The sequence below is a fragment of the Exiguobacterium sp. s145 genome (genome assembly GCF_018618835.1).
Lineage (GTDB): Bacteria > Bacillota > Bacilli > Exiguobacteriales > Exiguobacteriaceae > Exiguobacterium_A > Exiguobacterium_A artemiae.
Map to the genome: position 1 here is coordinate 17,695 of NZ_JACSMV010000001.1, position 23,188 is coordinate 40,882.

23 protein-coding genes are annotated in these 23,188 nt (G+C 45.8%); 20 read left to right on the top strand and 3 right to left on the bottom strand.

From position 1 onward, the window contains the following. The first annotated feature begins 11 nt into the window (after window positions 1–11). Both mdh and KNQ07_RS00090 read left to right on the top strand, forming a co-directional pair. Entirely contained in the window at window positions 12–944 is a 933-nt protein-coding gene (gene mdh, locus KNQ07_RS00085) for a malate dehydrogenase (RefSeq protein WP_114595258.1), read from the top strand. A 163-nt stretch (window positions 945–1,107) separates the two neighbouring features. Next, window positions 1,108–2,247, top strand: a complete 1,140-nt coding sequence (locus KNQ07_RS00090; protein WP_012371075.1) for a zinc-dependent alcohol dehydrogenase — start codon at window positions 1,108–1,110, stop codon at window positions 2,245–2,247. An 86-nt stretch (window positions 2,248–2,333) separates the two neighbouring features. Here the strand turns inward: KNQ07_RS00090 and KNQ07_RS00095 are convergent, their stop codons facing one another. Next, entirely contained in the window at window positions 2,334–2,765 is a 432-nt protein-coding gene (locus KNQ07_RS00095) for a divergent PAP2 family protein (RefSeq protein WP_369835016.1), read from the bottom strand. A 215-nt stretch (window positions 2,766–2,980) separates the two neighbouring features. Here KNQ07_RS00095 and KNQ07_RS00100 point away from each other — a divergent pair, with 215 nt between their 5' ends. The 9 genes from KNQ07_RS00100 (at window position 2,981) to KNQ07_RS00140 (ending at window position 13,652) form a co-directional block, all read left to right on the top strand. Continuing rightward, window positions 2,981–3,688, top strand: coding sequence for a response regulator transcription factor (locus tag KNQ07_RS00100; protein ID WP_012371073.1), 708 nt, complete (start codon window positions 2,981–2,983; stop codon window positions 3,686–3,688). Further along, window positions 3,685–5,418 carry a two-component system histidine kinase PnpS gene (pnpS, locus tag KNQ07_RS00105; RefSeq protein WP_012371072.1) on the top strand — a complete coding sequence of 578 codons (1,734 nt, stop codon included), beginning with the start codon at window positions 3,685–3,687 and terminating at the stop codon, window positions 5,416–5,418. The genes KNQ07_RS00100 and pnpS overlap by 4 nt, the downstream gene beginning before the upstream one ends. 201 nt (window positions 5,419–5,619) lie before the next feature. Next, window positions 5,620–8,217 carry a DNA polymerase I gene (gene polA, locus KNQ07_RS00110; protein WP_214763327.1) on the top strand — a complete coding sequence of 866 codons (2,598 nt, stop codon included), beginning with the start codon at window positions 5,620–5,622 and terminating at the stop codon, window positions 8,215–8,217. A gap of 24 nt (window positions 8,218–8,241) precedes the next feature. Then, complete coding sequence (gene mutM, locus KNQ07_RS00115; RefSeq protein WP_214763328.1) at window positions 8,242–9,072, top strand: DNA-formamidopyrimidine glycosylase; 831 nt, start codon at window positions 8,242–8,244, stop codon at window positions 9,070–9,072. After that, window positions 9,069–9,656 (top strand): dephospho-CoA kinase, encoded by a 588-nt coding sequence (coaE, locus tag KNQ07_RS00120; protein WP_214763332.1) that lies wholly within the window; start codon window positions 9,069–9,071, stop codon window positions 9,654–9,656. Before mutM ends, coaE begins: the two co-directional genes overlap by 4 nt. 175 nt (window positions 9,657–9,831) lie before the next feature. After that, window positions 9,832–10,875 carry a glyceraldehyde-3-phosphate dehydrogenase gene (locus KNQ07_RS00125; RefSeq protein ID WP_214763337.1) on the top strand — a complete coding sequence of 348 codons (1,044 nt, stop codon included), beginning with the start codon at window positions 9,832–9,834 and terminating at the stop codon, window positions 10,873–10,875. Between the two features lie 81 nt (window positions 10,876–10,956). Beyond that, complete coding sequence (locus tag KNQ07_RS00130) at window positions 10,957–11,973, top strand: tyrosine-type recombinase/integrase (protein WP_214763341.1); 1,017 nt, start codon at window positions 10,957–10,959, stop codon at window positions 11,971–11,973. Between the two features lie 174 nt (window positions 11,974–12,147). Further along, a complete protein-coding gene (locus KNQ07_RS00135; protein WP_214763343.1) occupies window positions 12,148–13,221 on the top strand; it encodes a hypothetical protein in 1,074 nt (357 codons plus the stop codon). After that, window positions 13,221–13,652 (top strand): phBC6A51 family helix-turn-helix protein, encoded by a 432-nt coding sequence (locus KNQ07_RS00140; RefSeq protein ID WP_214763345.1) that lies wholly within the window; start codon window positions 13,221–13,223, stop codon window positions 13,650–13,652. The genes KNQ07_RS00135 and KNQ07_RS00140 overlap by 1 nt, the downstream gene beginning before the upstream one ends. Before the next feature lie 875 nt (window positions 13,653–14,527). Here KNQ07_RS00140 and KNQ07_RS00145 read toward each other — a convergent pair. Next, window positions 14,528–15,454, bottom strand: a complete 927-nt coding sequence (locus tag KNQ07_RS00145) for a hypothetical protein (RefSeq protein WP_214763347.1) — start codon at window positions 15,452–15,454, stop codon at window positions 14,528–14,530. A 14-nt stretch (window positions 15,455–15,468) separates the two neighbouring features. Beyond that, complete coding sequence (locus KNQ07_RS00150; RefSeq protein WP_214763349.1) at window positions 15,469–15,675, bottom strand: ribbon-helix-helix domain-containing protein; 207 nt, start codon at window positions 15,673–15,675, stop codon at window positions 15,469–15,471. Window positions 15,676–15,819: 144 nt separating this feature from the next. Here KNQ07_RS00150 and KNQ07_RS00155 point away from each other — a divergent pair, with 144 nt between their 5' ends. The 9 genes from KNQ07_RS00155 to KNQ07_RS00195 all read left to right on the top strand — a co-directional run bounded on the left by KNQ07_RS00155 (window position 15,820) and on the right by KNQ07_RS00195 (window position 23,152). Further along, window positions 15,820–15,990 carry a hypothetical protein gene (locus KNQ07_RS00155; RefSeq protein WP_214763351.1) on the top strand — a complete coding sequence of 57 codons (171 nt, stop codon included), beginning with the start codon at window positions 15,820–15,822 and terminating at the stop codon, window positions 15,988–15,990. Further along, window positions 15,987–16,427, top strand: coding sequence for a hypothetical protein (locus tag KNQ07_RS00160; protein WP_214763353.1), 441 nt, complete (start codon window positions 15,987–15,989; stop codon window positions 16,425–16,427). The genes KNQ07_RS00155 and KNQ07_RS00160 overlap by 4 nt, the downstream gene beginning before the upstream one ends. Window positions 16,428–18,016: 1,589 nt before the next feature. Next, window positions 18,017–18,253: a helix-turn-helix domain-containing protein gene (locus tag KNQ07_RS00165; protein WP_214763354.1), complete on the top strand. Its 237-nt coding sequence runs from the start codon at window positions 18,017–18,019 to the stop codon at window positions 18,251–18,253. After that, window positions 18,250–18,744, top strand: coding sequence for a hypothetical protein (locus KNQ07_RS00170; protein WP_214763357.1), 495 nt, complete (start codon window positions 18,250–18,252; stop codon window positions 18,742–18,744). Before KNQ07_RS00165 ends, KNQ07_RS00170 begins: the two co-directional genes overlap by 4 nt. Before the next feature lie 469 nt (window positions 18,745–19,213). Further along, window positions 19,214–20,641: a hypothetical protein gene (locus tag KNQ07_RS00175; RefSeq protein WP_214763358.1), complete on the top strand. Its 1,428-nt coding sequence runs from the start codon at window positions 19,214–19,216 to the stop codon at window positions 20,639–20,641. Between the two features lie 13 nt (window positions 20,642–20,654). After that, window positions 20,655–21,203 carry a hypothetical protein gene (locus tag KNQ07_RS00180; RefSeq protein WP_214763359.1) on the top strand — a complete coding sequence of 183 codons (549 nt, stop codon included), beginning with the start codon at window positions 20,655–20,657 and terminating at the stop codon, window positions 21,201–21,203. A 16-nt stretch (window positions 21,204–21,219) separates the two neighbouring features. After that, a complete protein-coding gene (locus KNQ07_RS00185) occupies window positions 21,220–21,900 on the top strand; it encodes a hypothetical protein (protein WP_214763361.1) in 681 nt (226 codons plus the stop codon). 26 nt (window positions 21,901–21,926) lie between these two features. Then, window positions 21,927–22,634 carry a hypothetical protein gene (locus KNQ07_RS00190; protein WP_214763363.1) on the top strand — a complete coding sequence of 236 codons (708 nt, stop codon included), beginning with the start codon at window positions 21,927–21,929 and terminating at the stop codon, window positions 22,632–22,634. A 17-nt stretch (window positions 22,635–22,651) separates the two neighbouring features. Further along, entirely contained in the window at window positions 22,652–23,152 is a 501-nt protein-coding gene (locus KNQ07_RS00195; protein ID WP_214763365.1) for a hypothetical protein, read from the top strand. Window positions 23,153–23,188 lie beyond the last annotated feature (36 nt).

Below are 23,188 nucleotides of genomic sequence, written 5' to 3' on the forward strand. Positions count from 1 at the left end.
GGGACGGGACAATGAATCGACGGAAAAAGATTTCGGTGATTGGTAGCGGATTTACTGGAGCGACGACGGCACTGTATCTCGCTCAAAAAGAGTTAGGGGATATCGTGCTCGTCGATATGCCGCAACAGGAAAACGCAACCAAAGGAAAAGCACTTGATATGCAGGAAACAGCACCGATTCAAGGTTTTGACGCCTGGATCAACGGGACATCTGATTATCAAGACATTCAAGGTTCTGACATCGTCGTCATTACGGCGGGGATTGCCAGAAAACCGGGGATGAGTCGTGAAGATCTTGTCAGCACGAATGCAAACGTCATGAAAGCCGTCACGAAAGAAATCGTGACCCATGCACCGGAATCGATCATCATCGTGTTGACGAACCCTGTCGATGCGATGACGTATACCGTCTTTCAAGCATCCGGTTTTCCGAAAGAACGCGTCATCGGTCAGTCCGGTGTGCTCGATACAGCACGTTTCCGGACGTTCGTCGCAATGGAACTGAATGTCTCCGTTAAGGATATCTCCGGATTCGTGCTCGGTGGGCATGGCGACGATATGGTACCGTTGTTACGTTATTCCTACGCGGGCGGAATTCCGCTGGAGAAACTGCTGACACCGGAACGATTAGCTGCCATCGTCGAACGGACACGCAAAGGCGGCGGTGAAATCGTTCAGTTACTCGGGAATGGTTCGGCCTATTACGCACCGGCAGCGGCCATCGTCGAGATGGTGGAAGCGATTCTAAAAGATCAGCGGCGCATTTTGCCGGCGATTGCCTATCTCGAAGGAGAATACGGGTATGAGGACTTGTATCTCGGTGTTCCGACCATTCTTGGTGGGAACGGCGTAGAACAGGTACTTGAGTTGGACTTGACGTCAGAAGAAAAGCAAGGGCTGGATCGATCTGTTTCAACGGTCCGTTCTGTGTTGGAAATGCTCTGACTTCAATTTTAGTAAACAAGGCATCCAATCAATAGATTGGGTGTCTTTTTGTATTGGATTAAAAAATCTTCTTTTTGTAAGAAACATGTAACATAAATGCCTGGTTTTTAGGGTAAACCTTTACAGTAGACCTTTTTTTAAAAACTTTAAAGGGGGAAATTTCATGCGCGCCGTTACGTATCAAGGTACAAAAAATGTCGAAGTGAAAGATGTCCAGGATCCGTCGATTGAGAAGAACGATGATATCATCGTCAAGATTACGTCTACTGCCATCTGTGGGTCAGATTTGCATATCTATCAAGGAAACATGCCGGCGAAAAAAGATTATGTCATTGGACATGAACCGATGGGGATTGTTGAAGAAGTTGGTCCGGATGTGACGAAGGTCAAGCGGGGAGACCGAGTTGTCCTGCCGTTCAACGTCGCGTGTGGACATTGTTTCTTTTGTGAACACGATATGGAGAGTCAGTGCGATAACTCTAATGGAAACCCTCATGTTGATACAGGCGGGTATTTCGGATTTACGGAAGAATTCGGCGGGCATCCGGGCGGTCAGGCAGAGTACTTAAAAGTCCCGTTTGGAAACTTCATGCCGCTCGTTGTTCCTGAATCATGTGAACTGGAAGACGAAGCGTTGTTGTTTTTATCAGACGTCATTCCGACAGCATACTGGAGCGTCATCAATTCGGGAGTCAAAAAAGGGGATACGGTCGTCATTCTCGGATCGGGGCCGGTCGGATTGATGACACAGAAATTTGCCTGGATGCAAGGAGCAAAACGGGTCATTGCCGTGGATCAGCAGGTATACCGGTTAAATCATGCCAAGATGACGAACCGCGTCGAAACAGTCAATTTGCAGGATCACAAAGAGACCGGTCAATATCTGAAGGAACTGACTCAGGGCGGCGCAGATGTCGTCATTGATTGTGTCGGACTGGACGGTAAGATGTCGGCTGTTGAAAAAGTGGAACAAAAAGTCGGTTTGCAAGGCGGAACGTTGAGTGCCATCAATATCGCGAAAGATGCTGTTCGGAAATTTGGAACCGTCCAATTGACGGGTGTCTATGCCAAAAAATACAATCAGTTCCCGCTCGGAGATTTCTTTACGCGGAACATCACGCTCAAGATGGGACAGGCTCCGGTCGTTCATCTGATGCCCGAATTGTTCCAAAAAATCATCAATCAGGAGTTTGATCCAACCGATATCATTACGCACAAAATCGATTTGGAACAGGCAGCCCATGCCTATCAAACGTTTAACGATCATGAGGACGGGTGCATTAAAGTCATTTTAAAACCATAACGCAATCAGCAAAAAGACCGCTTCGATATCCGAAGCGGTCTTTTATGTGAAAAAATTATATCCGATGTACCGGGTGGGCGTTACGATCAGAAGAACAAGACGGGCCATAGGAAACCTACGGCAAGACCAAGCAGAAGACCCACGAAGACCTGGAACTCGGTGTGTCCGACCAGTTCATTGAGCAAAGGTGTCTTGTGCCGGATTCCTTTGAAATAATCATTTAACAGCTTGGCCTGTAACCCGACGGCTTGGCGAACGCCGGTCGCATCATACATGATGATGACAGCGAAAATGGCGGCAAGTGCAAACAGGGAAGAACTAAAGCCTTCTTGAAAACCAATCACGACAGCCAGTGCGACGACAGTCGAACTATGTGAACTCGGCATGCCCCCTGAAGCAAACATGATTTCAAGGTCAAATTTTTTTGTTTTGATTAAACCGGTGACGAGTTTAGCGGCTTGTGCGATAAACCAGGCCGTAATTGCTGCAAACAGCGGGTGATTCCATTCCATATTCATTCCTCCACATGATCACGATATGTAACTGTTTCCCCAATTCCGCCATTTCAACACGGGAAACTACTGGAAGAAAGTGTCCGACCTTAAAGATTATGTAAAGAAAGACCAGAAAGATTTGTGGTTTAGTAGCGAAAGTCGTTAAGATGAAGACAGAAGAAGCGGATTCCACGGAATTCCTCATTCAAAGATGAAATGTGCTGAGGAGGCTAACTGTCTTGAAAGATAAAATAATCGTTGTTGATGATGAACTCTCGATTGCCACACTTTTGAAATTTAATTTAGAGCAAGCCGGATTTGTTGTTGAAACGGCCCATGATGGCATGACAGGGTTGAAGTTAGCGGAGAAACAGGATGCGGCGTTAATTGTCCTGGATCTCATGTTACCGGAACTGGATGGACTGGAAGTCTGCAAGCGACTACGCCAACAAAAAATCAATACCCCGATCTTAATGCTGACGGCAAAAGATGATGAGTTCGATAAAGTGCTCGGACTGGAACTCGGAGCAGATGATTATTTGACGAAGCCGTTCAGTCCGCGTGAAGTCGTCGCCCGTGTCAAAGCGATCCTGCGCCGGATGAACCAGCAAACTGTCGCGGAGGAAGTGACGGATGGAACGATTCTGATTGGAGACGTCAAAATCGTACCGGACAACTACGAAGCGTTCAAGGCGGAAGAGCGACTTGAATTAACACCAAAGGAATTTGAGCTGTTAGTGTATCTCGCAAAAAACAAGGGACGTGTCTTGACACGGGACCAATTATTGTCCGCCATCTGGAATTATGACTTCGTTGGGGATACACGAATCGTCGACGTCCATATCAGTCATGTCCGGGAAAAGATTGAACCGAATACGAAAAAGCCGATCTACATTAAAACGATTCGCGGATTAGGTTACAAGATGGAGGAGCCGAAAGCGGAATGAGTAAATACCGCAAACGATTCATTCTGAAAATGTTGTCTTTCATCAGCCTGGTCTTAATCGCACTGGGCTTTTTGCTTGGACAATCATTTAAAGATTTTTATATCAATAATGAAAAAGAAAAATTAGTGGATGAGACTTCACTGGTGGAATCCATTTTACGGGAGCGGACAGTGCCGGATATGGCAGCTTACGTTGATAAGATGTATGCTGAATCGAATTTCGACATGATTTTATTTAACGGTCGCGGGGAAATCATTGCCGGAACCCCGATCGATGTCACGAAGTTGAACGTTCGGGCTATCAATTTTTCTGCCATTCCGAATGATGGGACCTTCGAATCGAAAGTCGATGAGACGAGTCTGCAATATACGAAACCCGTCCTGACTGCTGACGGGGGGGAAGTCTATATCAGTTTCATCCGCTATACAAAAGATTTAAATATGATTTATTCACGGATTTGGACCGTCATCATTTTATCGCTGTTGACATCGTTTTGTATCATTTTCTTTGCTGTCTACAGTTCGACAAAGCGTTTCCTGCGTCCGATTGCGGAAGCAACAGAAGTCTTACACGAATTGTCACATGGGAACTACAAATCCCGGGTTTATGAATTGACGGCACCGGATGAATCAAGAGATCTCGGGAAATCCATTAATCTGTTAGCCCGGAATTTAGAGAATGCGTCTTCCGGCGAAGCGATGCAGCGGGCGCGACTCGAGTCACTGATTGAATACATGGGAGCCGGCTTGATGCTGATCGATGAGAAAGGGTATGTTCTTCTGGTTAATCGGACATACCGGGAAATGTTTAATATCTACGGTCAGTCGAATGGACAATTGTACTACCGGGTTTTACCGAATGAAAAGATGAGTCAGGTCATCGAAGATGTCTATCTGACGGAAAAACCGAACCGGAAACAATCGAGTGTCAGGTTTGGATTGAACAGTCGGACTTTCATGGTCAGTGCGGCACCGATTTTTGGGAAAAACGGACGCGTTCAGGGGACGACAGTCGTATTTAACGATATTACGGAAATCAAAAAGCTTGAACAGATGCGGAAGGACTTCGTCGCCAATGTCAGCCATGAGCTGAAGACACCGCTGACGTCAATCAAAGGATTTGCCGAAACGCTGCTCGATGGTGCCCAGGACGTCCCGGAAATCAGGGAGCAGTTCCTGAACATCATTCATGATGAATCCGAGCGGATGCAGACGCTGGTCGAAGATTTACTCGAATTATCCCGTCTTGAACAGGATAATTACCAACTGGAAACGACAATTGTCGATGTCACGAGTTTACTCCACGAAACAGCCACGCTGCTCCAGCGAAAAGCAACTGAAAAACAGATGACGATTCACCTTGAAACGGAAGAGGAAGTCTTCATCCGGGCAGATTTAAATCGTCTGAAGCAAGTCGTCGTCAATCTGGTGGCGAACGCGTTGAATTATACTCCGAACGGCGGAAATGTCTGGATTAGTCTTGAGGACGGAGAAGAGGCTGTCATGCTGCGGATTAAAGATGACGGAATCGGAATCCATCCGAAAGAGATGCAACGGATTTTTGAACGTTTTTACCGGGTCGACAAAGCCCGGAGCCGGAACTCGGGCGGGACAGGTCTTGGTCTCGCAATCGTCAAACATATCATCGATCTGCATCACGGAACGATTGACGTGGAATCCGAAGAAAATCAAGGAACGACTTTTACGATACGTTTACCGAAAAAGGGATAAGACTTCATATTTCCTTTACAGAAGAATCGTATGCTTAAAGTACCTTCTTCATCATCTGTGCCTCGACTGGTTCAGCTCCCATGTCGGGATACACAGGGACGACTGGCTTTTTAGCCGGTCGTCTTTTTTGTCTGCTTTTTTAGCGAACAAATGTGTGTAGAGTGATACAATAAGAACAGAAAATCTTCCAAAGGGGCGTAGATGATGGAAAACAAACTTTTATTGATTGATGGAAACTCACTGACGTATCGTGCTTTTTTTGCGTTACCACCAATGACGGATGCGCAGGGACGCAATACGAACGCAGCTTACGGTTTCACGATGATGCTGTTGAAATTACTTGAAGAGGAACAGCCGACACACATGCTCGTCGCATTTGATGCCTCGAGCGAAACGTTCCGGCATGACGTGTATCAGGAATATAAAGGCAGTCGGGAAAAGACGCCTTCTGAGCTTCGGGAACAGTTTCCGATTGTGCGGGACATCTGTGAAGCGTTAGGCATTCAAATGATGGAACTGCACCGTTATGAAGCGGATGATCTGATCGGTACATTGGCACAAACGATGCCGGCTGATCGAATCCGGATCGTGACGGGAGATAAGGATTTACTTCAACTCGTGACGAATCAGGTCGAAGTGTTGATTACAAAACGCGGCATCACCGATGTTCTCTGTATGACAGAAGAACTGTTTGCCGAGACGTACGGCGGATTAAAACCGATTCAAATGATTGACCTCAAAGGATTGATGGGGGATAAATCCGATAACATTCCAGGCGTTCCGGGAATCGGTGAAAAAACAGCCATCAAATTGATTTCTGCTTACGGGTCTGTCGAAGGTTTGTATGAGCATGTCGAAGACTTAAAAGGGAAACAAAAAGAAAAAGTGATCGCGAATGAAGAATTGGCACGGTTATCAAAGGAACTGGCGACCATCAAACTCGATGTCCCGCTTGATGTCACGCTCGACGACTTACAGATCAGCGACGTCGATACACAAGTTCCGTATTCGTTATTCCAGTCGCTTGGTTTTAAATCTTTGACGAACCGGTTTGCGCCGGTCGTCGAAGAAGCGGATAAAGAACAGTTGAATGTCCAAACGATTACTTCGCTTCCGGAGGATGTGACCGATGCCGTTCTCGTCGTGGAACAACTTCGTGAAGATTACATGGAAGAAGACATCATCGGATTCGGTATCGCGACACCGGATCAAATTTACGTCGCTTCAGCTGAACTCGTCGATGATCCGGCATTTCGTGACTGGATCGAATCGGATCATCAAAAAATCTGTCTGGATGCGAAACAAGCCGCGTTTGCCTTACGGAAACACGGTTTGAAATTAACGGCATTCGATGATTTACTGCTCGCCGGTTATTTATTGAATCTGAGCGGCGGGACGACGCTCGCATCGATTGCCGGCCATTATATGCTAATGGCACCAAACGAAGAAGCCGTCTTAGGGAAGGGGGCGAAACGTCTTGCTCCGGCAGACGACGTGCTGCATCCATATCTGGCGGAAAAAGCCCGGATGATTGAGCTGTTGTTCCCGAAAGTCAAAGAAGAACTGAAGGCCAACCAACAGTTTGAACTATATGAAACGCTGGAACGGCCGTTGTCGGGTGTTCTCGCTGAAATGGAATGGACCGGCATCCGCGTCGATGTCGGAACGCTCCAGGAGATGCAACATGATTTAGCCGGACGTCTGCACGATTTGGAACAATTGATTTACGGGGAAGTCGGCGAGGAATTCAATATCAACTCACCGAAACAGCTGGGGGTCATTCTGTTCGAGAAAATGGAACTGCCTGCCTTTAAGAAAACGAAGACCGGTTATTCGACCGCTGCCGACGTATTGGAAAAACTCCGTCCGCTGCATCCGGTCATCGACCATATCATGTTGTACCGGGAGCTTCAAAAACTGCAATCCACGTATGTTGAAGGCTTGCAGAAGGTCATTAAAGAAGACGGAAAAATCCATACCCGATTTGCGCAGACCATTGCCCAGACAGGCCGGCTCAGTTCCGTTAACCCGAACTTGCAAAACATTCCGGTCCGGATCGAGGAAGGACGAAAAATCCGGAAAGCGTTTGTTCCGAGCGAACCGGGCTGGTCGTTATACGCTGCCGATTATTCACAAATCGAATTGCGGGTCATGGCCCATATGTCGGAAGATAAGACGCTTGTCCAGGCGTTCTTGGATGATGCCGATATCCACACGCAGACAGCCAGCAGCGTGTTTGGTGTCGCACCAAATGATGTGACCGGCAATATGCGCCATCAGGCCAAAGCGGTCAACTTCGGAATCATTTACGGCATCAGTGATTACGGTTTGTCACAGAACTTAAATATCTCCCGCAAAGAGGCACAGGACTTCATTGACCGTTACTTTGAATTGTTCCCGCAAATCAAGTTGTTCATGGACGCTGCCATCGAGAAGGCGCGGATGAACGGTTTTGTCGAGACGTTGATGAACCGTCGCCGGAACATCCCGGACATCAATTCGAAAAACTTTAACTTGCGTGGTTTTGCAGAACGGACGGCCATCAATACACCGATCCAAGGCTCGGCAGCTGACATCATCAAAAAAGCCATGCTTGATGTCCATGCGGCGCTTGAACAGTCACCGTTGCGCGCCCGCCTGTTGCTCCAAGTACACGATGAACTGATTTTCGAAGCGCCGGATGAAGAATTGGATGCCCTCAAGACGCTTGTCAAACAAGCGATGGAACAGACGGTTCAATTATCCGTTCCGCTTCGTGTCGACGGCGATGCCGGTCATTCATGGTATGAAACCAAATAACAAGTTGTCAGAGGAGGAAAACAGTTGCCTGAATTACCTGAAGTCGAGACCGTCAGACGAAGCTTGGAACGGACGGTCTCCGGAAAAAAGATTTCTTCCGTTAAAGTATTTCATCCGAAGATGATTCGGGGAATGGAAGTCGCACCATTTGTTGACGCCTTGAAACAGGAGCGGATTGAACGAGTGGAGCGTCGGGGGAAATTTTTATTGTTCACATTTGATCGATTTTATCTCGTCAGTCATTTGCGGATGGAAGGGAAGTATTTCCCTTATCCGCAGGCAATCGAGAAAGATAAACACACCCATGTCATCTTCCGATTTACAGATGGCTCGGAACTGCATTACAACGATGTCCGGAAATTCGGGACGATGGAGTTGCGTGAAAAAGAGACGGCGATGTCGGTTCCGCCACTGGCCCAGCTTGAACGTGAGCCGTTTGATCCGACGTTTACGGCTGAAGTCTTGGCAGAGAACCTGATCCGGAAAAAGCGCAGTCCAATCAAAACGGCTCTGCTTGATCAATCGATTTTTTTAGGGTTGGGGAATATTTATGTCGATGAGACATTGTTTGCCGCCCGGGTCCATCCGTTAACGAAAGCCGGGGCACTGACGCTTGATGATATCTCCCGGATTCATGCGGCAGGTGTGGATGTACTCGCCAAAGCCGTTGAAAGCGGCGGAAGTACGATTCGCAGTTATGTGTCTCCGACCGGAAAAGGGGAGTTCCAATTACAGCTTGCTGTATACGGTCAAACCGGTGCACCTTGCCCGAGATGCGGGACGGCAATCGAAAAAATTAAAGTCGGCGGACGAGGAACGCACTTTTGCCCGACCTGTCAACAGGTGGCTTTATGAGAATCGGACTGACCGGAGGGATTGCAACCGGAAAAAGTACGGTATCCGCCTATTTACACCAACAAGGGATTGACGTCATCGATGCGGATTTGGTCGCCCGGCAGGTCATCGAACCGGGTGGATTGGCATACGAGGAAGTCAAAGCGGCTTTTCCGACTGCTTTTTCCGACGGTGAGCTCGTCCGGTCAAAGCTTGGCGATATCATTTTTTACGATAATGAAAAGCGGACTATCCTGAATGAATTGATGCATCCGAAAATTCGGCAACAGATGTTAGAAATGGCAAATCGACAGGAACAGGCCGGACAATCGATCATCGTTTTTGATATCCCTTTATTGCTAGAAGGGGACTGGAAACAACTTGTCGATCAAGTCGTAGTCGTCTATTGTCCTGCCGAATTGCAAAAGCAGCGTCTGATGGAACGAAATCATCTCACCGCGGAAGAGGCGCAGGCTCGGATGGATTCGCAGCTCGATATCGAACAGAAAAAGCAATTGGCCGATTACGTTCTGACCAATGAAAGTACACGGGAAGCATTATACCGGCAAATTGATAGCTGGTTAAAAACGCTTCGTTCTGTCTAACACCGTTTTCTTGTGACCGTTTTCTGTCGGCAAAAGTGTTTTCGGACTCAAAGTGGGAGAAAGTTACCAACTTCTCTCACTTTTTTTAGATTACGTAATGAAATCGCTTACATTTCATGATATAGTTCTATCTGTAAACGGAGCATTATCCGTCACATTGAAGGGGGATCCGCAAATGGGAGTCAAGGTGGCAGTTAACGGGTTTGGTCGAATTGGTCGAATGGTATTTCGGCGTCTGATCGCTGAAGGGAAAAGTGAGGTCGTCGCGATTAATGCAAGTTATCCGGTGGAAACATTGGCACACCTCATCAAATATGACACGGTTCACGGGAAATTTGCATATCCAGTCGACATCATTGACGGGGCATTGATGGTGAATGGACGACAAATTCAAATCGTCAGCGAACGTGATCCGGAACAGTTGCCGTGGGGACAACTGGGGATTGATATCGTCGTCGAAGCAACGGGGAAATTTAATTCGAAAACGGGTGCTGAAAAACACTTGACGGCCGGTGCAAAAAAAGTCGTCATTACAGCTCCGGCAAAAGGGGATTTACGTACAATCGTCATGGGGGTCAATGACGAGATGTATGACCATGAGACGGATGCGATTGTCTCGAACGCTTCATGTACGACGAACTGTCTCGCACCTGTCGTCCAGGTCATCGACCGGGCATTCGGAATTGAGTCAGGTCTTGTGACGACGATTCATGCTTTTACGAATGACCAGAACAATATCGATAATCCGCATAAGGATTTACGACGGGCGCGGGCATGCGGATCGTCCATCATTCCGACTTCGACCGGAGCAGCCAAAGCGATTTCACTCGTCTTGCCGCATCTCGAAGGAAAACTCAATGGACTGGCACTTCGTGTTCCGACACCAAACGTCTCACTGGTCGATCTCGTCGTCGAGGTCAGTCGTGATACGACGGTTGCTGAAGTTAATGAAGCGTTCGTTAAGGCAGCGGACGGAGCGCTTGACGGTATCCTCGGCTTAACGATGGAACCGCTCGTCTCGATTGATTTTAACGGGGAAGAGAAGTCGACTGTTGTCGATGGCCTATCGACGATGGTCATGGGAGGACGGCAAGTCAAAGTCCTCGCCTGGTACGATAACGAGTGGGGCTACTCCTGCCGTGTCGTCGATCTTGTTCATCTCGTCGGAGCACACATTGAAGCGAGCCACGCTATTACCGAAGAAGAGAACGCTGTATAAGCTGAATATACGCTAGTTAACGAGATATCTACGTCTCTTTCGTTTTGCCTACGAGGTGAAATCGAAGGAGGCGTTTTTTCTATGGCTAGAGTTCGGCGGCCGTTAAGCGTTAATCGTAGCTACCAAAACCCATCGAAGCAGATGAGTTATTTCGATCAGACGTATGCACTGAGTATGGACGACGCAATCGCACGGTTTCTCTCGATTAAAGAGTCGATGAATCTGCGACCGAAGACAATCGTTATCTATCGCAAGTATCTAAAGTATTTCAACGAGTGGTTAAAGCAGAACCGACCGGAAGTGACGCTGGTCGACGAAGTGACGCGCAAGATTATCGAAGAATATCTGAGACATAGCGTTGCCAGTAACTTGTCGCCTTATACGGTGAACGGAAGATTACGCATGATAAAGACCTTTTACAACGCGCTGATTGATGACGGCGAAAAGGTTAAGAATCCAGCAGAGAAAATCCCGTACTTGAAGACAAATTCGACCAAGTTACGAGTATATACCGACGAGCAAGTCCAATTGTTGCTGGATTACTGCGATACACGATCATACGTCGGTTTGCGCGACTATACGTACCTACTTCTAGCGCTCGATACGGGCATGAGAGTCAACGAAACACTTCTTATAAAAGTTAGTGACGTGGATTTCGATAGTAGGATCATTTCAATTGATGGAAGTAATGCGAAGTCGAGAAAATCTCGGACGGTACCTTTCTCATCATTCACTGGAAAGTATCTAAGGGAGCTAGTATCCGAGAATGGATATCATTTCGAAGGTATGGAGTATTTATTTATCTCTATTAGGGGACAAAGGCTTTCACAAACTGCCTTGAAGAATAGATTGCTGACTTTAGGAGAGCTATCAGGTGTCGGCAAAGAGATCAGTGTAACCTGTCATAACTTCAGACACACTGCCGCTACAAACATGCTGAAGGCTGGAATGGACTTGTACACACTCAGTCGCATTTTAGGGCACTCCAACATAAATATGACAAAGCGATACTTGTCACTTGATTCGAAAGACTTATCGCAAAGGCACGAACAGTTTTCGCCTGTCCAGCAGTTCAGGACGCGTAAAAGACGCTTTTAAACATAAAAAAACGCCAGCATGTATAACGGAACTTCCCGGCAAGGAAGATCACACACGCAGACGCCTACTAAGTTAAGGCAATTGTACCGTGATATCCGTTATTTTTCAAGTGACTACGCCACACAATGTTTTAAAGTAGCGTAATTTCTTCATGCGGCTAAAGGAGCCGGAACAATGCCAGCAATCGAATATCTATTGAATGAACAAACTATAAAACAATTCACGACTCACGATACAGTCGAATCCTTGAACGCAACATACTGGGCGCAGATCAACGCAAATAGCGAATCCTTAACGAAAACTGAGCGCGAGATTTACTATAAGCTATCACAGTACTCCGCTAAATACCCGGGCGCCGCTTATCTGACGGCCAACACAATGGCGAAATTAATCGACAAGTCGCGCAGCACTGTTATGCGGGCATACCGCGTACTGAAGGCCCTTAACATGATCGAGGTGATTCCGTGTAAGCGCAAGTCTGACAATCGCCAAACTGCGTCAATCATTCGCATCCTGCCGCTACAAGTCGAAGTTACTGCGGAAAATACGCCTACTTGCGAAAGTAATAGCGAGGTAGCCGGCGAAGTTGGTGCGGTCGAAAACGCTCAGTCGGATAAGGCGAAATCGAGCGTAGAATCGATTAATGAAACACAAAGTGACACACAAGGACTGCCCGAAGTGACACACCAAGAGCCTTTATCTTTAAGCACTATAAAATCTTTTAAAGATCTTACATTCGATACCGGCAAATGCAGCGCACTTACGGTATTAAATGCATTCAACATCGATCAATCCTTAATCCGTGCTATCCAGCCGCTTGCTTTATCAACATCGAAGCAAGTCGAACTTCTCAACGGCGGAATCGTTACACATCTTCAAATCGCACTATCGCGCAAATTCCCGGCATTCATGCGCAACTTCGACATCCTGGCGCATCTTGACGCAATCCAGTCCGCAGCAATACGGACGGCTTACGTAGCAAAGCGCAAACAGGTCCGCAATGTCGTAGGGTACTTCCTTCGCACACTTGTTGCCCTAATAAGTGGGTCCTTCGAAGAGCTTGCATCAGATATCGCAGTTGAGGCGGCAGAGGTCGAAGGCTATGCAGGCTACGATGCAGTTATGTACGCAAGACGCGAAGGGAAGTCACTGGCGCAAGGATCCGGACTCGAGCGTGTATTAACGCTAATCAACGAGCATTACGGTATTAATCAAACAAATCAAACTAACACGGAGGTAATCGCATAATGGGAAAACTACGAGAAATCACGGTATTGACGCCTGAAGGCGCAAATAAAGGTAACGGGCAGGTACGTGGACAAGCATTATCTGCGACTCAGTACGAAGCAATCGAGTTGTTGATTTTGCGAGGAAAGCAACGCATGACGAAAGGAGCAATCGCTGCGAAGTTAGGGATTAACCCGCGTACATTGAGACGCTGGGAGCTTGATCCTGCGTTTGGGACCGAGTATAAGCGCTTGGTAGTGCAATCGACTACCAGCCGGATGCCGGAAATCTTGGACGCGCTGGCTGACGCAGTAATCGAGGATCGAAATGCCGGAGCCGCGAAACTCTTATTACAGATGCACGGTATGTTGAAGCAGACTGTCGAGGTGACTCGCACGGAGAAACCTATCGATCGTGAGGAATTACAGCGGCGGTTGAAAGAAGTCCGATAAGAGATACGTCGGACATCAGCAGTGTAACGAGTACAAATGCGGAAATTAGCGTGTGGTAGCGATAGCGTGACGCAGGAATGGCGTAACAGTGCGGTTTGTGAATGGCGGAGTGGGGCACAGGCTGGCGAGAATGGCGATGATTTGTGCCTTAAAATGTCTGATTTCTTCCGCACACAGCTTCAGACGGACGCCCTCGGAATTATTTCGAGAGTCGTTGATCGATACTGTACTCTATCGCGATCACTCGCTACTCTGCGCACTGCATAACTATTGCATAAACAGTACGGTAATAAGGCGCCAGTCTTACGGTACAATGCGGGTTTGAGTGGCAGTGTATAACGTATGCATACGCAAGTACTCGCATGACTGCGGACGAATGGCGTAACACCAACGTTCCTTGCGATAACACTAACGCAACACAACATGGTTCTGTAGCGTTAAGTATGCGAAGTGTATGCAATAAGTAGTATTTAGTGATTGCGCTTAGTTGAAATCCTTTGCGAAGAGTATCGAGGACTGCGTGACCCCAAGTACGCCGATTTTCAGCGCCCCTTCCCGGCGACCTACAAACCCGAGCACCAAAATTACGTTTTGACCTATATGTGCCACTCCGTTTGATTGTAAATCGAAGCTTCGCCAGCCTCGTCACATAGCGTCCGGACTGCGGTCAGGCATTCGTTATATGTATAGTAGGCCTCGCTTACTGCGATCAATACGAAATTACTTGAGATAACACGAAAATAATATTGGTTAGCGTCATTTTTACGGATTTGGAAAGTCATGATGCGCTCCTTTGCGTGAATGTATGACAAAAAAGACCCGCAAGAGCAGGTTAGGTAACTTAATAGACATCAAAGTTGAATATTTCTTTCTTTTTATTTAGTGTCTCTTCGACCTAAAAATGCTTGAAAATTTTGTAGCTCTTTAGCCAATGTTTCTTCATGTTTTCTTGACAAAATCCGATCGATTTCTTGATCTAGAATCATTAAAATGGAATCCTTGATAAAAGGATAAGCCTCTAAACACAAGTCTTCTTCTAACTCATGAACTGCCGAACTTAAAATAGAGTACATTGACTTATTTTGTACCAAAAAACTCGGTAATTTTTCATGTAAAATTGTAATTTTCTGAAGCATACGAGCGTTTCTTAATTTTTCTGCATCGTGAGGATGAATATTAATATGCTCTTGAGCCGCATTGTTGATTAATTTTTCGAAAATTCTTCTTAGATATAGAATTGCGGCCACACCAAATCCTTCTGAAAATAACTTCATAGAAGCAAAAAGTTCTTTTTGAATATCCGGAAAATAGTTTCTATATTTTTTAGTTTCCGCTGCAAATAAGTGAGTATGAGATAAGGTTTGACCAATTTTAGTTAAATTGATTCCATTATATAGAAAATAAAAAGAATGAATATGTTTGTTATTTCTAGAACACATGTATTCTTTTATATATACTCTTTCCGATATATCGAAATCTATTGGAAAAAATAAAAACCGCTCTTTGGAATAATTAATTGATAGCTGCATATTTGTAGATGTTATTTTTCTCATTTTATATAAGTCTGTAAACGTACTTTCTTTTTTGCATTGAGGACAAAATGAATCAAAAATTACAGATTCATGAGGGTGATGAATCATGGAGTCTCTTGAAAGAAAATTTATCAAGCTATCCTTGACCAAAGGATCAATTTCTATTGTCTTATAAAGACCAAGTTCAAGAAGCAAATTTCTTTCCTCTAATTGCATGTATTGGATTACATCAGTTGTTGCATCCGGTAATTTATCCTTATTTTTAGCCATTTATTTATCTCCTTTTATAATTCGTCTTTTTCAACACTATCGAAATAATTTTCAGGCTTTAAATTTTCACCTTTTTCATAACGATCTAATAACATAAAAATAGCCCAGTCTATTAGCCGAGACTTGGTTACCCCTGTTTGTTGTGATAATGTGTTTAACCGTTCGACACTCTCATTATCTAGTGCCATTCCTATTCTTTTTCTATTTTTCAATTCACCCAATTTAAATTCCTCCATTTTAATATTACTATTTTCTATCATACTCTTAAATTCCCATAAAAGTTTCATTAAACTGGTATCAATGTATTGACTAGTGTGATAAGTTGTAATAAGCTTATATCAAATAAAAGGAATGAGGCGATGGAAGTGTTAAAAGTAGAGCAACGTTTTAGAGGTCAGTTTTGGGTCTCTAAGCCAGGGCAAGTTTCATATGCAGTCGGCGCTGCTGAAGCGGCTGAGGTTTTAGGCTACACAATTGAAGAAGTCCGTCGCTTAGTCGTCGCTGTTGTCGAGAACAATACGGATGCCGTCGCATGACTAAATCACCTATATTTATCGGCGAACCTGTTCATGATCGTATTCTCGACGGGGTACCGCCTGCACAGATTGACTGGAGAGACTTACCTTTGGGAAAAGGCGGTGGGATTCCGACAGATAAGAAAAAGGACCGCCTGATTGCGGTCAAAGCGAAGGTGCTTCTTCAATTCCCTGAATTTAGTTTTACAGTCGAAATCGTAATCGCATATGAGGAATTTCTTGGACACGAACTTACCGCAGAAGAAATCTACCGCGACCTAGCATATGAAGCGTTCGAGGCTTTCGGTGATCAAATGCTCGGCGCAATCGTCATGACGACAGGCGGCGCTGAGATAAACGACGACATGAAGTACGATGAAGTCGCGCAGACAATCGCACTCAAGAAGATCACAGTTTCTTTCGACGAAGTTACGCATGCGAGATATAGATTCCTGTAAATGTTTTCGTTAACCGGCGAGGCCAATCGCCGTGCTACACAAAGGCCGCGACCAACGGCCGTACATTGAGCTACTTTGTAAACACGGGCAAAGCGACCTTAACATATATTGCTTCACGACAAGCCGGCGCCAAACGGTCTGTCGGATTCACCGCGAGTCGCGCCAACGGCTCGAATTAAATACGAATACATCGAAGGGGCAGCGGCTGCAAACGTTGTCCTTTTTTCGTGCGACCAATCAGGATTTCGGAGCCTATCGGAATTAACGAGGGTATCGCTACCCCTTCGGACGACCTGCGCTGTAATTGCGGTTGGTAAGGGGAGAATGGCGCAAGTAACTGCGACACCTCCGCAGTCGACCGGTCCAGTACGTTGCATACGTCAGATATCGCAATGGGACGACTGACTGGCGCCAATTTGCGTTTTATTTTCGCTGGTATGTCCACAAGCACGATTTATTGCGGATTATTTGTAAGGGCGCAAAAGTAATTTGAAAAGTTTTGCCGAAAGTGTTCCGTTTTTCTGATGGCTCTTCGTTTATAGGTGACCGGCGCAATAGAACGCCACAAAAAATATTTTTTTAATTATTTTCGCTAATTCCGTCTTGTTTTCCGGGGCAAGGGCGTCTAACTTATGACGGCGCTGATAATCGGAGCAATCGGTCGTATCGTATCTTGGCGCAGGATATCGTTTGATTGCGAAATAAGTGCAGCATATAGAACGGTGCAACAAACACGCGTGACGGCGCCAGCCGGAACTATCTCTTATAGCGTCTATAGCATCGCAAGTTAACCACTTTCCAATAGAGTCTTATTGGGAAACGGTTAAGTTGGAAATCGGTATATGCGAATCATTGCGTATTAAGAGCTTGCAATCCGAACTATCCAGTTCGTCTTGCGCGGGTAGAGTGAGTTCCTTTATCGCAACAGGTACATATACTGATTGCCCCGCATTTCTAATGCAAATAGTAACGAAGGCCGGCGCCAGGATTCGTGCATAAAAAAATAGACCCGGCAGCGAAACCGGATATATCTTTGCGGTTTTTTAAACCCCGAAGCTGTTCGCTCAGCCGGGATGACTTCGTGGACCGATCCACCCGTTCATACCCTGTCGTATATAAACCAGCATCCCTCTCATTGATATTACATCACTCTTAATTGTCAAAATACGGGTTGATAGATTTGCTTTTTTGGAGTTTTTTTCAAAAAAATATTTTTTATGAAATTCGTTGATATATAAGGGCTGATTCAACGTTGAAGCCTATATATAGTGTATTAACAGGTTTAAGAAGTTCAAAAACCTCTATATATAGAGTGAGGGTTAGTTGTTAAAACGTTTTGGAATTGAGGTGATTGACCCTGTAAAATTTTTGCCTTTAATTATTACATCGTTGTAATAAAGCCGTTTTTTGCGCAAAACCTTGTACGGAGATATGAGGAAGCTAATCCTCAGTTGTTTTGGTTCGTTACCTCCACATAGAACATTAGTTCAAAAAGATGCTAGTAAGTTCCTACTGGCTTCTTTACGAACATTTTCAGCCAACTGGCTAATTAAGCGACATAGAAGACTACGCAGAAAGGACGTACCAACATGAGCACACGTATCCACGAACTAAGATTAGCTGCCGGTATCTCACAGCGACAGGTTGCGAAGCTGACCGGCGTGTCACGATATTTGATTTCGAAGTTAGAAACGGATCAAGGATTTGCGCCACGATTCGCAGTGGACAAAAGGGAAATCGAAATATTTCTTGAGGAAATGCTAGAAGCTAAGCGCAAACAAATTAAACGCTACGATCAAAAACATACAACGGAGGAACGCGAATGACATTTAATATCGAATTATTTGAGCAACTTGCGAAAGGTATTGTAGATCAGACGGAAGAAAAGAAGCTCGGATTTGAGGAACGCATGGAGAGAGTCGAAGAGTTATGTGAGATGCTTCACGAACTTGATTTGCGCCAACGAAACTCTTCTAAAGTAAAAACAATCTTAGAATCGTTAAGTGACTCCTTATTGCACGAGACTCTTAAGGATCCGACGCCGTACAAATCCAAAAATACAGAGTACCCGATCCACTCCGAACGTCAAATTCGGATGCGGACTTTCAAAAATACCGGACTCGATAATACTTTGCTGACGTATGACAGTACAGGTAAGAATCGCGCTTTACCTTTACGCAGATTACGTACGTTCTACGAAATCGACATCATTGAAGCCGGAACAATTGCTCGAAACGAGGAAAGAAAAGCGAAATACGACGCTTTCGTCGCCGGGAAAGAAGTCCCGTTGCTATTAAAAATCCAAATTACGAAGTAGTGCTCGGATGCAACTAACCCACAACTTTCGACGGTTGAACAATCTGCCTGCGAAGCTTGATACCAAACCGCTTGTGAACGAAGTCATCGCAAATCTTGAAGATAATGAGATTTCGGTAACCACGAACCAGGCGAAATACTTTGAGCAGATCGCTGACGTGTTGTTGAATCGCTTGAACTATAACAAACAAATTGCTGTACCAGCGCCTCTAGGCTTCGGTAAGTCAACGCTTGTCACCGCCTTTGCTCGCTATACAGCGTTACGTGAGGGTGCCTCTGTTACTATCGTGTTGCCATTTATCGATGATGTCACTCGAGTATACGAAGCTGTCGAAGAAGTTGCGCCAGGCGAGGCGCTTGCTATTCGCGGTAAATCGTATTTCGAAAGCGGAGATAAGACGCATAACACAGGGTTTCAAAAGCAATTTGAAGTTGCACAGTCGGCGCGAATCTTAGTCATGACGGCGGCAATGTATCGCAGGACGTTAGACAACGGATCCTACGACAATGATCTCTCAACATATCGCGGTCAATTTGAAATGCGTGAAGACGTGCGACATGTACTAATCGACGAATCGCTAGATTTTGTTCGGTATCACTCGGTTAAGAAATCGGAACTCCAAGATTTACTCACGACCGTCGAAAGCGCAGTATTCAACGACCGAATCGCGACGGACAACGCAGGCCTGGCGAAACTCTCGTTCAAAGCGTTTAAGGACGCTGCTGACGGTCTGTTGAAGGCAGTGGACCGGATGGATAAGCGAATCTGCGAGGCAATCACGATTATGCCGGTATTACCAACCTACCGCTTATCGCCGACACTACTTCGATCGGTAAGAGCACGACTGGGATTCGACGTTGAAGCGAAGATGCGGTCAGTGGAGTACCTAGTATCGCAAGGAGGTCGCGTCGAATACGGCCAACGTCGCAAGGTAGACGATCAGTACGAAACGGATTTGAAGCAGGGTGCTGTTTTCGAGCCACATTTAGTCGCTGTTGAGTTAGCAGTCGCCTCGATTGCGAAATATCCGACCGTGTTCCTTGACGCGACTTGCGCTATCGACATGTCGTACCGACTCATACCCGGAATCAGCTTTTTGTTACCGGAATCACCGTTGTTCACGTACGAGAATCTAGAAATCGTCGTCTGCGGTAATCAAACGGCTAGCCGGAACTGGTCGATTAACATGCGAAATCTTGAACGGTTGGCGAGATTCATCAAAGATGACGTAAGTAAACGATCTGAGAAAACGCTGGTCACAACGTACAAAGGAACTTCGCTTGATCGCCTCACGCAATTATTAGAGGATACGCAAGGAATTGAAGTCATTCCGAACGCTTCCGGACGTGGTAGTAACGCCTTTGCTGATTTTAATATGATTGTTCACGCAGGAACGGCGCTGCCTGGCGCAGTGACGCAGATTACTCGAGCAGATCGTTACTACGACGAGATTGATGGTAGGTTTTCGCAAGATAAGAAGCTCGGGATACGTTTCGAAGACCCTCGCGTACAAGCGTTACAAGCTAATCAAATTGCTGTTTTGACGGCGCAGCTCATCGGACGTCTTCGCCCGAATCGCCGAGCGGACGAGGTCGTGACACTCCACTTGAATCTTCCGGATGAATCAGTGGCGTTGCTGCAGGACTTCTTCCCAGGATGCAAGGTAACCCATCGCCGACTACTTGGAAGCAATCAGACTAATCCGAACTTAGTCGCTTTGGAGAGCCTTCTAGAAAGTTATGAAGGAAATGAGCTAACTAAGAAAGCAATCTACACACATCTACAAATCGAACCGGGTAGTTGGTCGCGATTTCTGAAGCGGACTCCGGAAGCATCGAAACTGCTAAAAGCAGATGGCTGGGTAGATAAACGAACGAAATACATCAAACAGGATTGAGAGTGAACGCACCTTGACAACTAAATTATTTAAACAAAAGCGAAACACGAGGCTCAAAGCGTACCGTCGAACATTAAACGGGCGCTTGAGTCGCGCTGCTGAGCGAGCAAATAAGCTTGCGGCAGACCACAATCTCAAGGGACGTGTAACAACGGCTGAGCTTAAGGCGATGTACGAGGAGCAGGGCGGTCTTTGCCTCATTACAGGACGCAGTCTTACGCCTGATCGACCTTCAGCGGATAGTCACATGTCTTTGGATCATTTGGTAGCGGCACAATGCGCCTCGGGTGTTGCGAATGGTACAAGCAGTAACATGTGTCTTGTCCGGCTACCCATTAATAAGGCGAAAGGCAGTCGACCTCTGTGCGAGCTATTTAACGAAACGAAGCCGATTCTTACAGAGTATATGGTTCAGGTTTTATCAGAAGAACGTCAAAAAGATATTATCGATATTCAGTATCAGCAACTCAAAGCACTTGGAAGGGATGTGGACGATAGTGACTACATTGTAATGAAAAATTATCGTCGTAAGCGCAGTAACCGCCGTAAAAACATCAAATGAAAAGGAAGTGGCCACGATGCCAAACGAAACTAAATTTTTAAGCTATAAATTACCGAAAGCACCCGAACCGGTCGAAAAACCGGCGTCAGTTTACGTCGATGAAGAAACGAATCAATTCCGCTTCGAACCTTTTGACGCAATCGACCGCAAGACCGCGGAGTACCACCAAAAATCCGACGCACTTCAGCAGCAGGTCGCAGAAGCTCGCAGTCAAACGGAGCAAGCGCAGGCAGACTATCAAACGCTAGTAGCGAAGAACTTGCTTGGCGAAGTTTCCGATGCTGATCTAATGACCGCACGACAGGCGTTGAAAGAGCAGGAACGCTTGCTTGCGGATAAGGAAGCGATGATTGACGGCTTGATTTCGAGCCTGGCGCCTTCTTATGACAAGGCGACGCTTCATGCGCAGTATCACGCAGAATATGTCGCGTATGTGCGTTACCTTAACGATCAAGCGCTGTTTGAATTGCTACAAATGCGGCAGGACTACGTCAACAAAATCGAAGAGACATTCGACCAGTTAGCGCGTTCGATTGACGTCCGTAAAGATTCGAAGCGTTTTATCGCCGATTTGCGGACAGATGCCGGTAATCATATTATTCAGTCACCAGTGCCAATTTCGATGCAATTAGATCTTACGCAAGCTGAACTCACCGCAATTAGCGGGCATGACGCACTTTACAAACACGAAGGATGAAAAAACGAGAAAAGGACGTGTACGATTTGAAAGAGAAACTAACAGAAATCGTAAAGACAAGAGACATCAAACTTAAGGCAGTCGAGCAACCTAAAACACTCATTACAAATAGTGATGAATCATATGAGTATCTTCCATTCACTAAATTTGTTGAAGACACTCAAGCTTTGGTTCAAAAAAATCAAGACCTCTCGGAAATGTATATCAAGAAGCAAGATGAACTGAGTGAGAAAAAGGTAGCCCACTCAATTTTGGCAGGAAAAGAGTTACTTGGAGAGGCAACCAAAGCACAAGTAATGTCATCACGTAAGGAACTTGGGGCATTATCGGCTGAACTTGAAGAATTGGGACAAGCAACTACCGTTGTGATTCAAGGGATGAACAATAAGTTACCCTTCAAATGGGATATGTTAAAAGAATTCCGTGAAGAAGCGTTACCTTATATCCATTCTGAATTAATGCATAAATTAGTAGAAGTATCGGTAGCGCGAAAGGCTTATCTACAGACAATTGAAAACTTGATTGACGAGTACAAAAAGTCGGATAGCGTTTATAAAATCTATGATAAGTATCGCGCTGATATTACAGACGATCACGCCCACCAGCAACCCTACATCGATATTTTACCTGTCGAGAAGAGCAGTATTTTGCGAAAGGCAGACGAAGAGTCTTTTGGTTTGTTATTTAACATGTCTCGTGCTGAACTTCACGAGATTAAAAATACACTACGATAAAAGAAGGAGATGTTCGCATGGATATCCGAGAACAGTTAAAAATTCGCCGCGATACATTATCGACATTAGAAACTGAGAGCACAGTCACGCAGGAGATGATTGATGACGCGTACGTCCTCGCTAACTTCTCGAGACGGTCGTCAGATCAGAGTAAGTACAGCCAATTACGACGACGATTCGAATATCAAAAAGACGTCGAAGAAGCCAAAAAACCTCAGCCCGAAGTTGAGCCGGTAACGAAAGAACAAGTCGCCGAGGCTGTTAAAAAGGCGAAAGAGAGTCCGACCATTGAAAATCTAGCGGTCCACTCAAAATTGAAGCGAAGATATGTCGCTCAAGAGGACGCTAAAGAAGCTGATCGGTTAGCCAAGATGCCGAAATATGATCCGGTAGCTGAGGCTGAGGCGGCGCAAGCTGCGGAAGCAGCGGCGAAACTAAAGTATGCTGAAGGGCTTCAAGAGCAGCGTAAACAACGAATCGAGGCAAAAACGGCGACTTTTATGCGTACAAATCATTAATCGAGAATCAGGCGCCTTCGGGCGTCTTTATCTTTT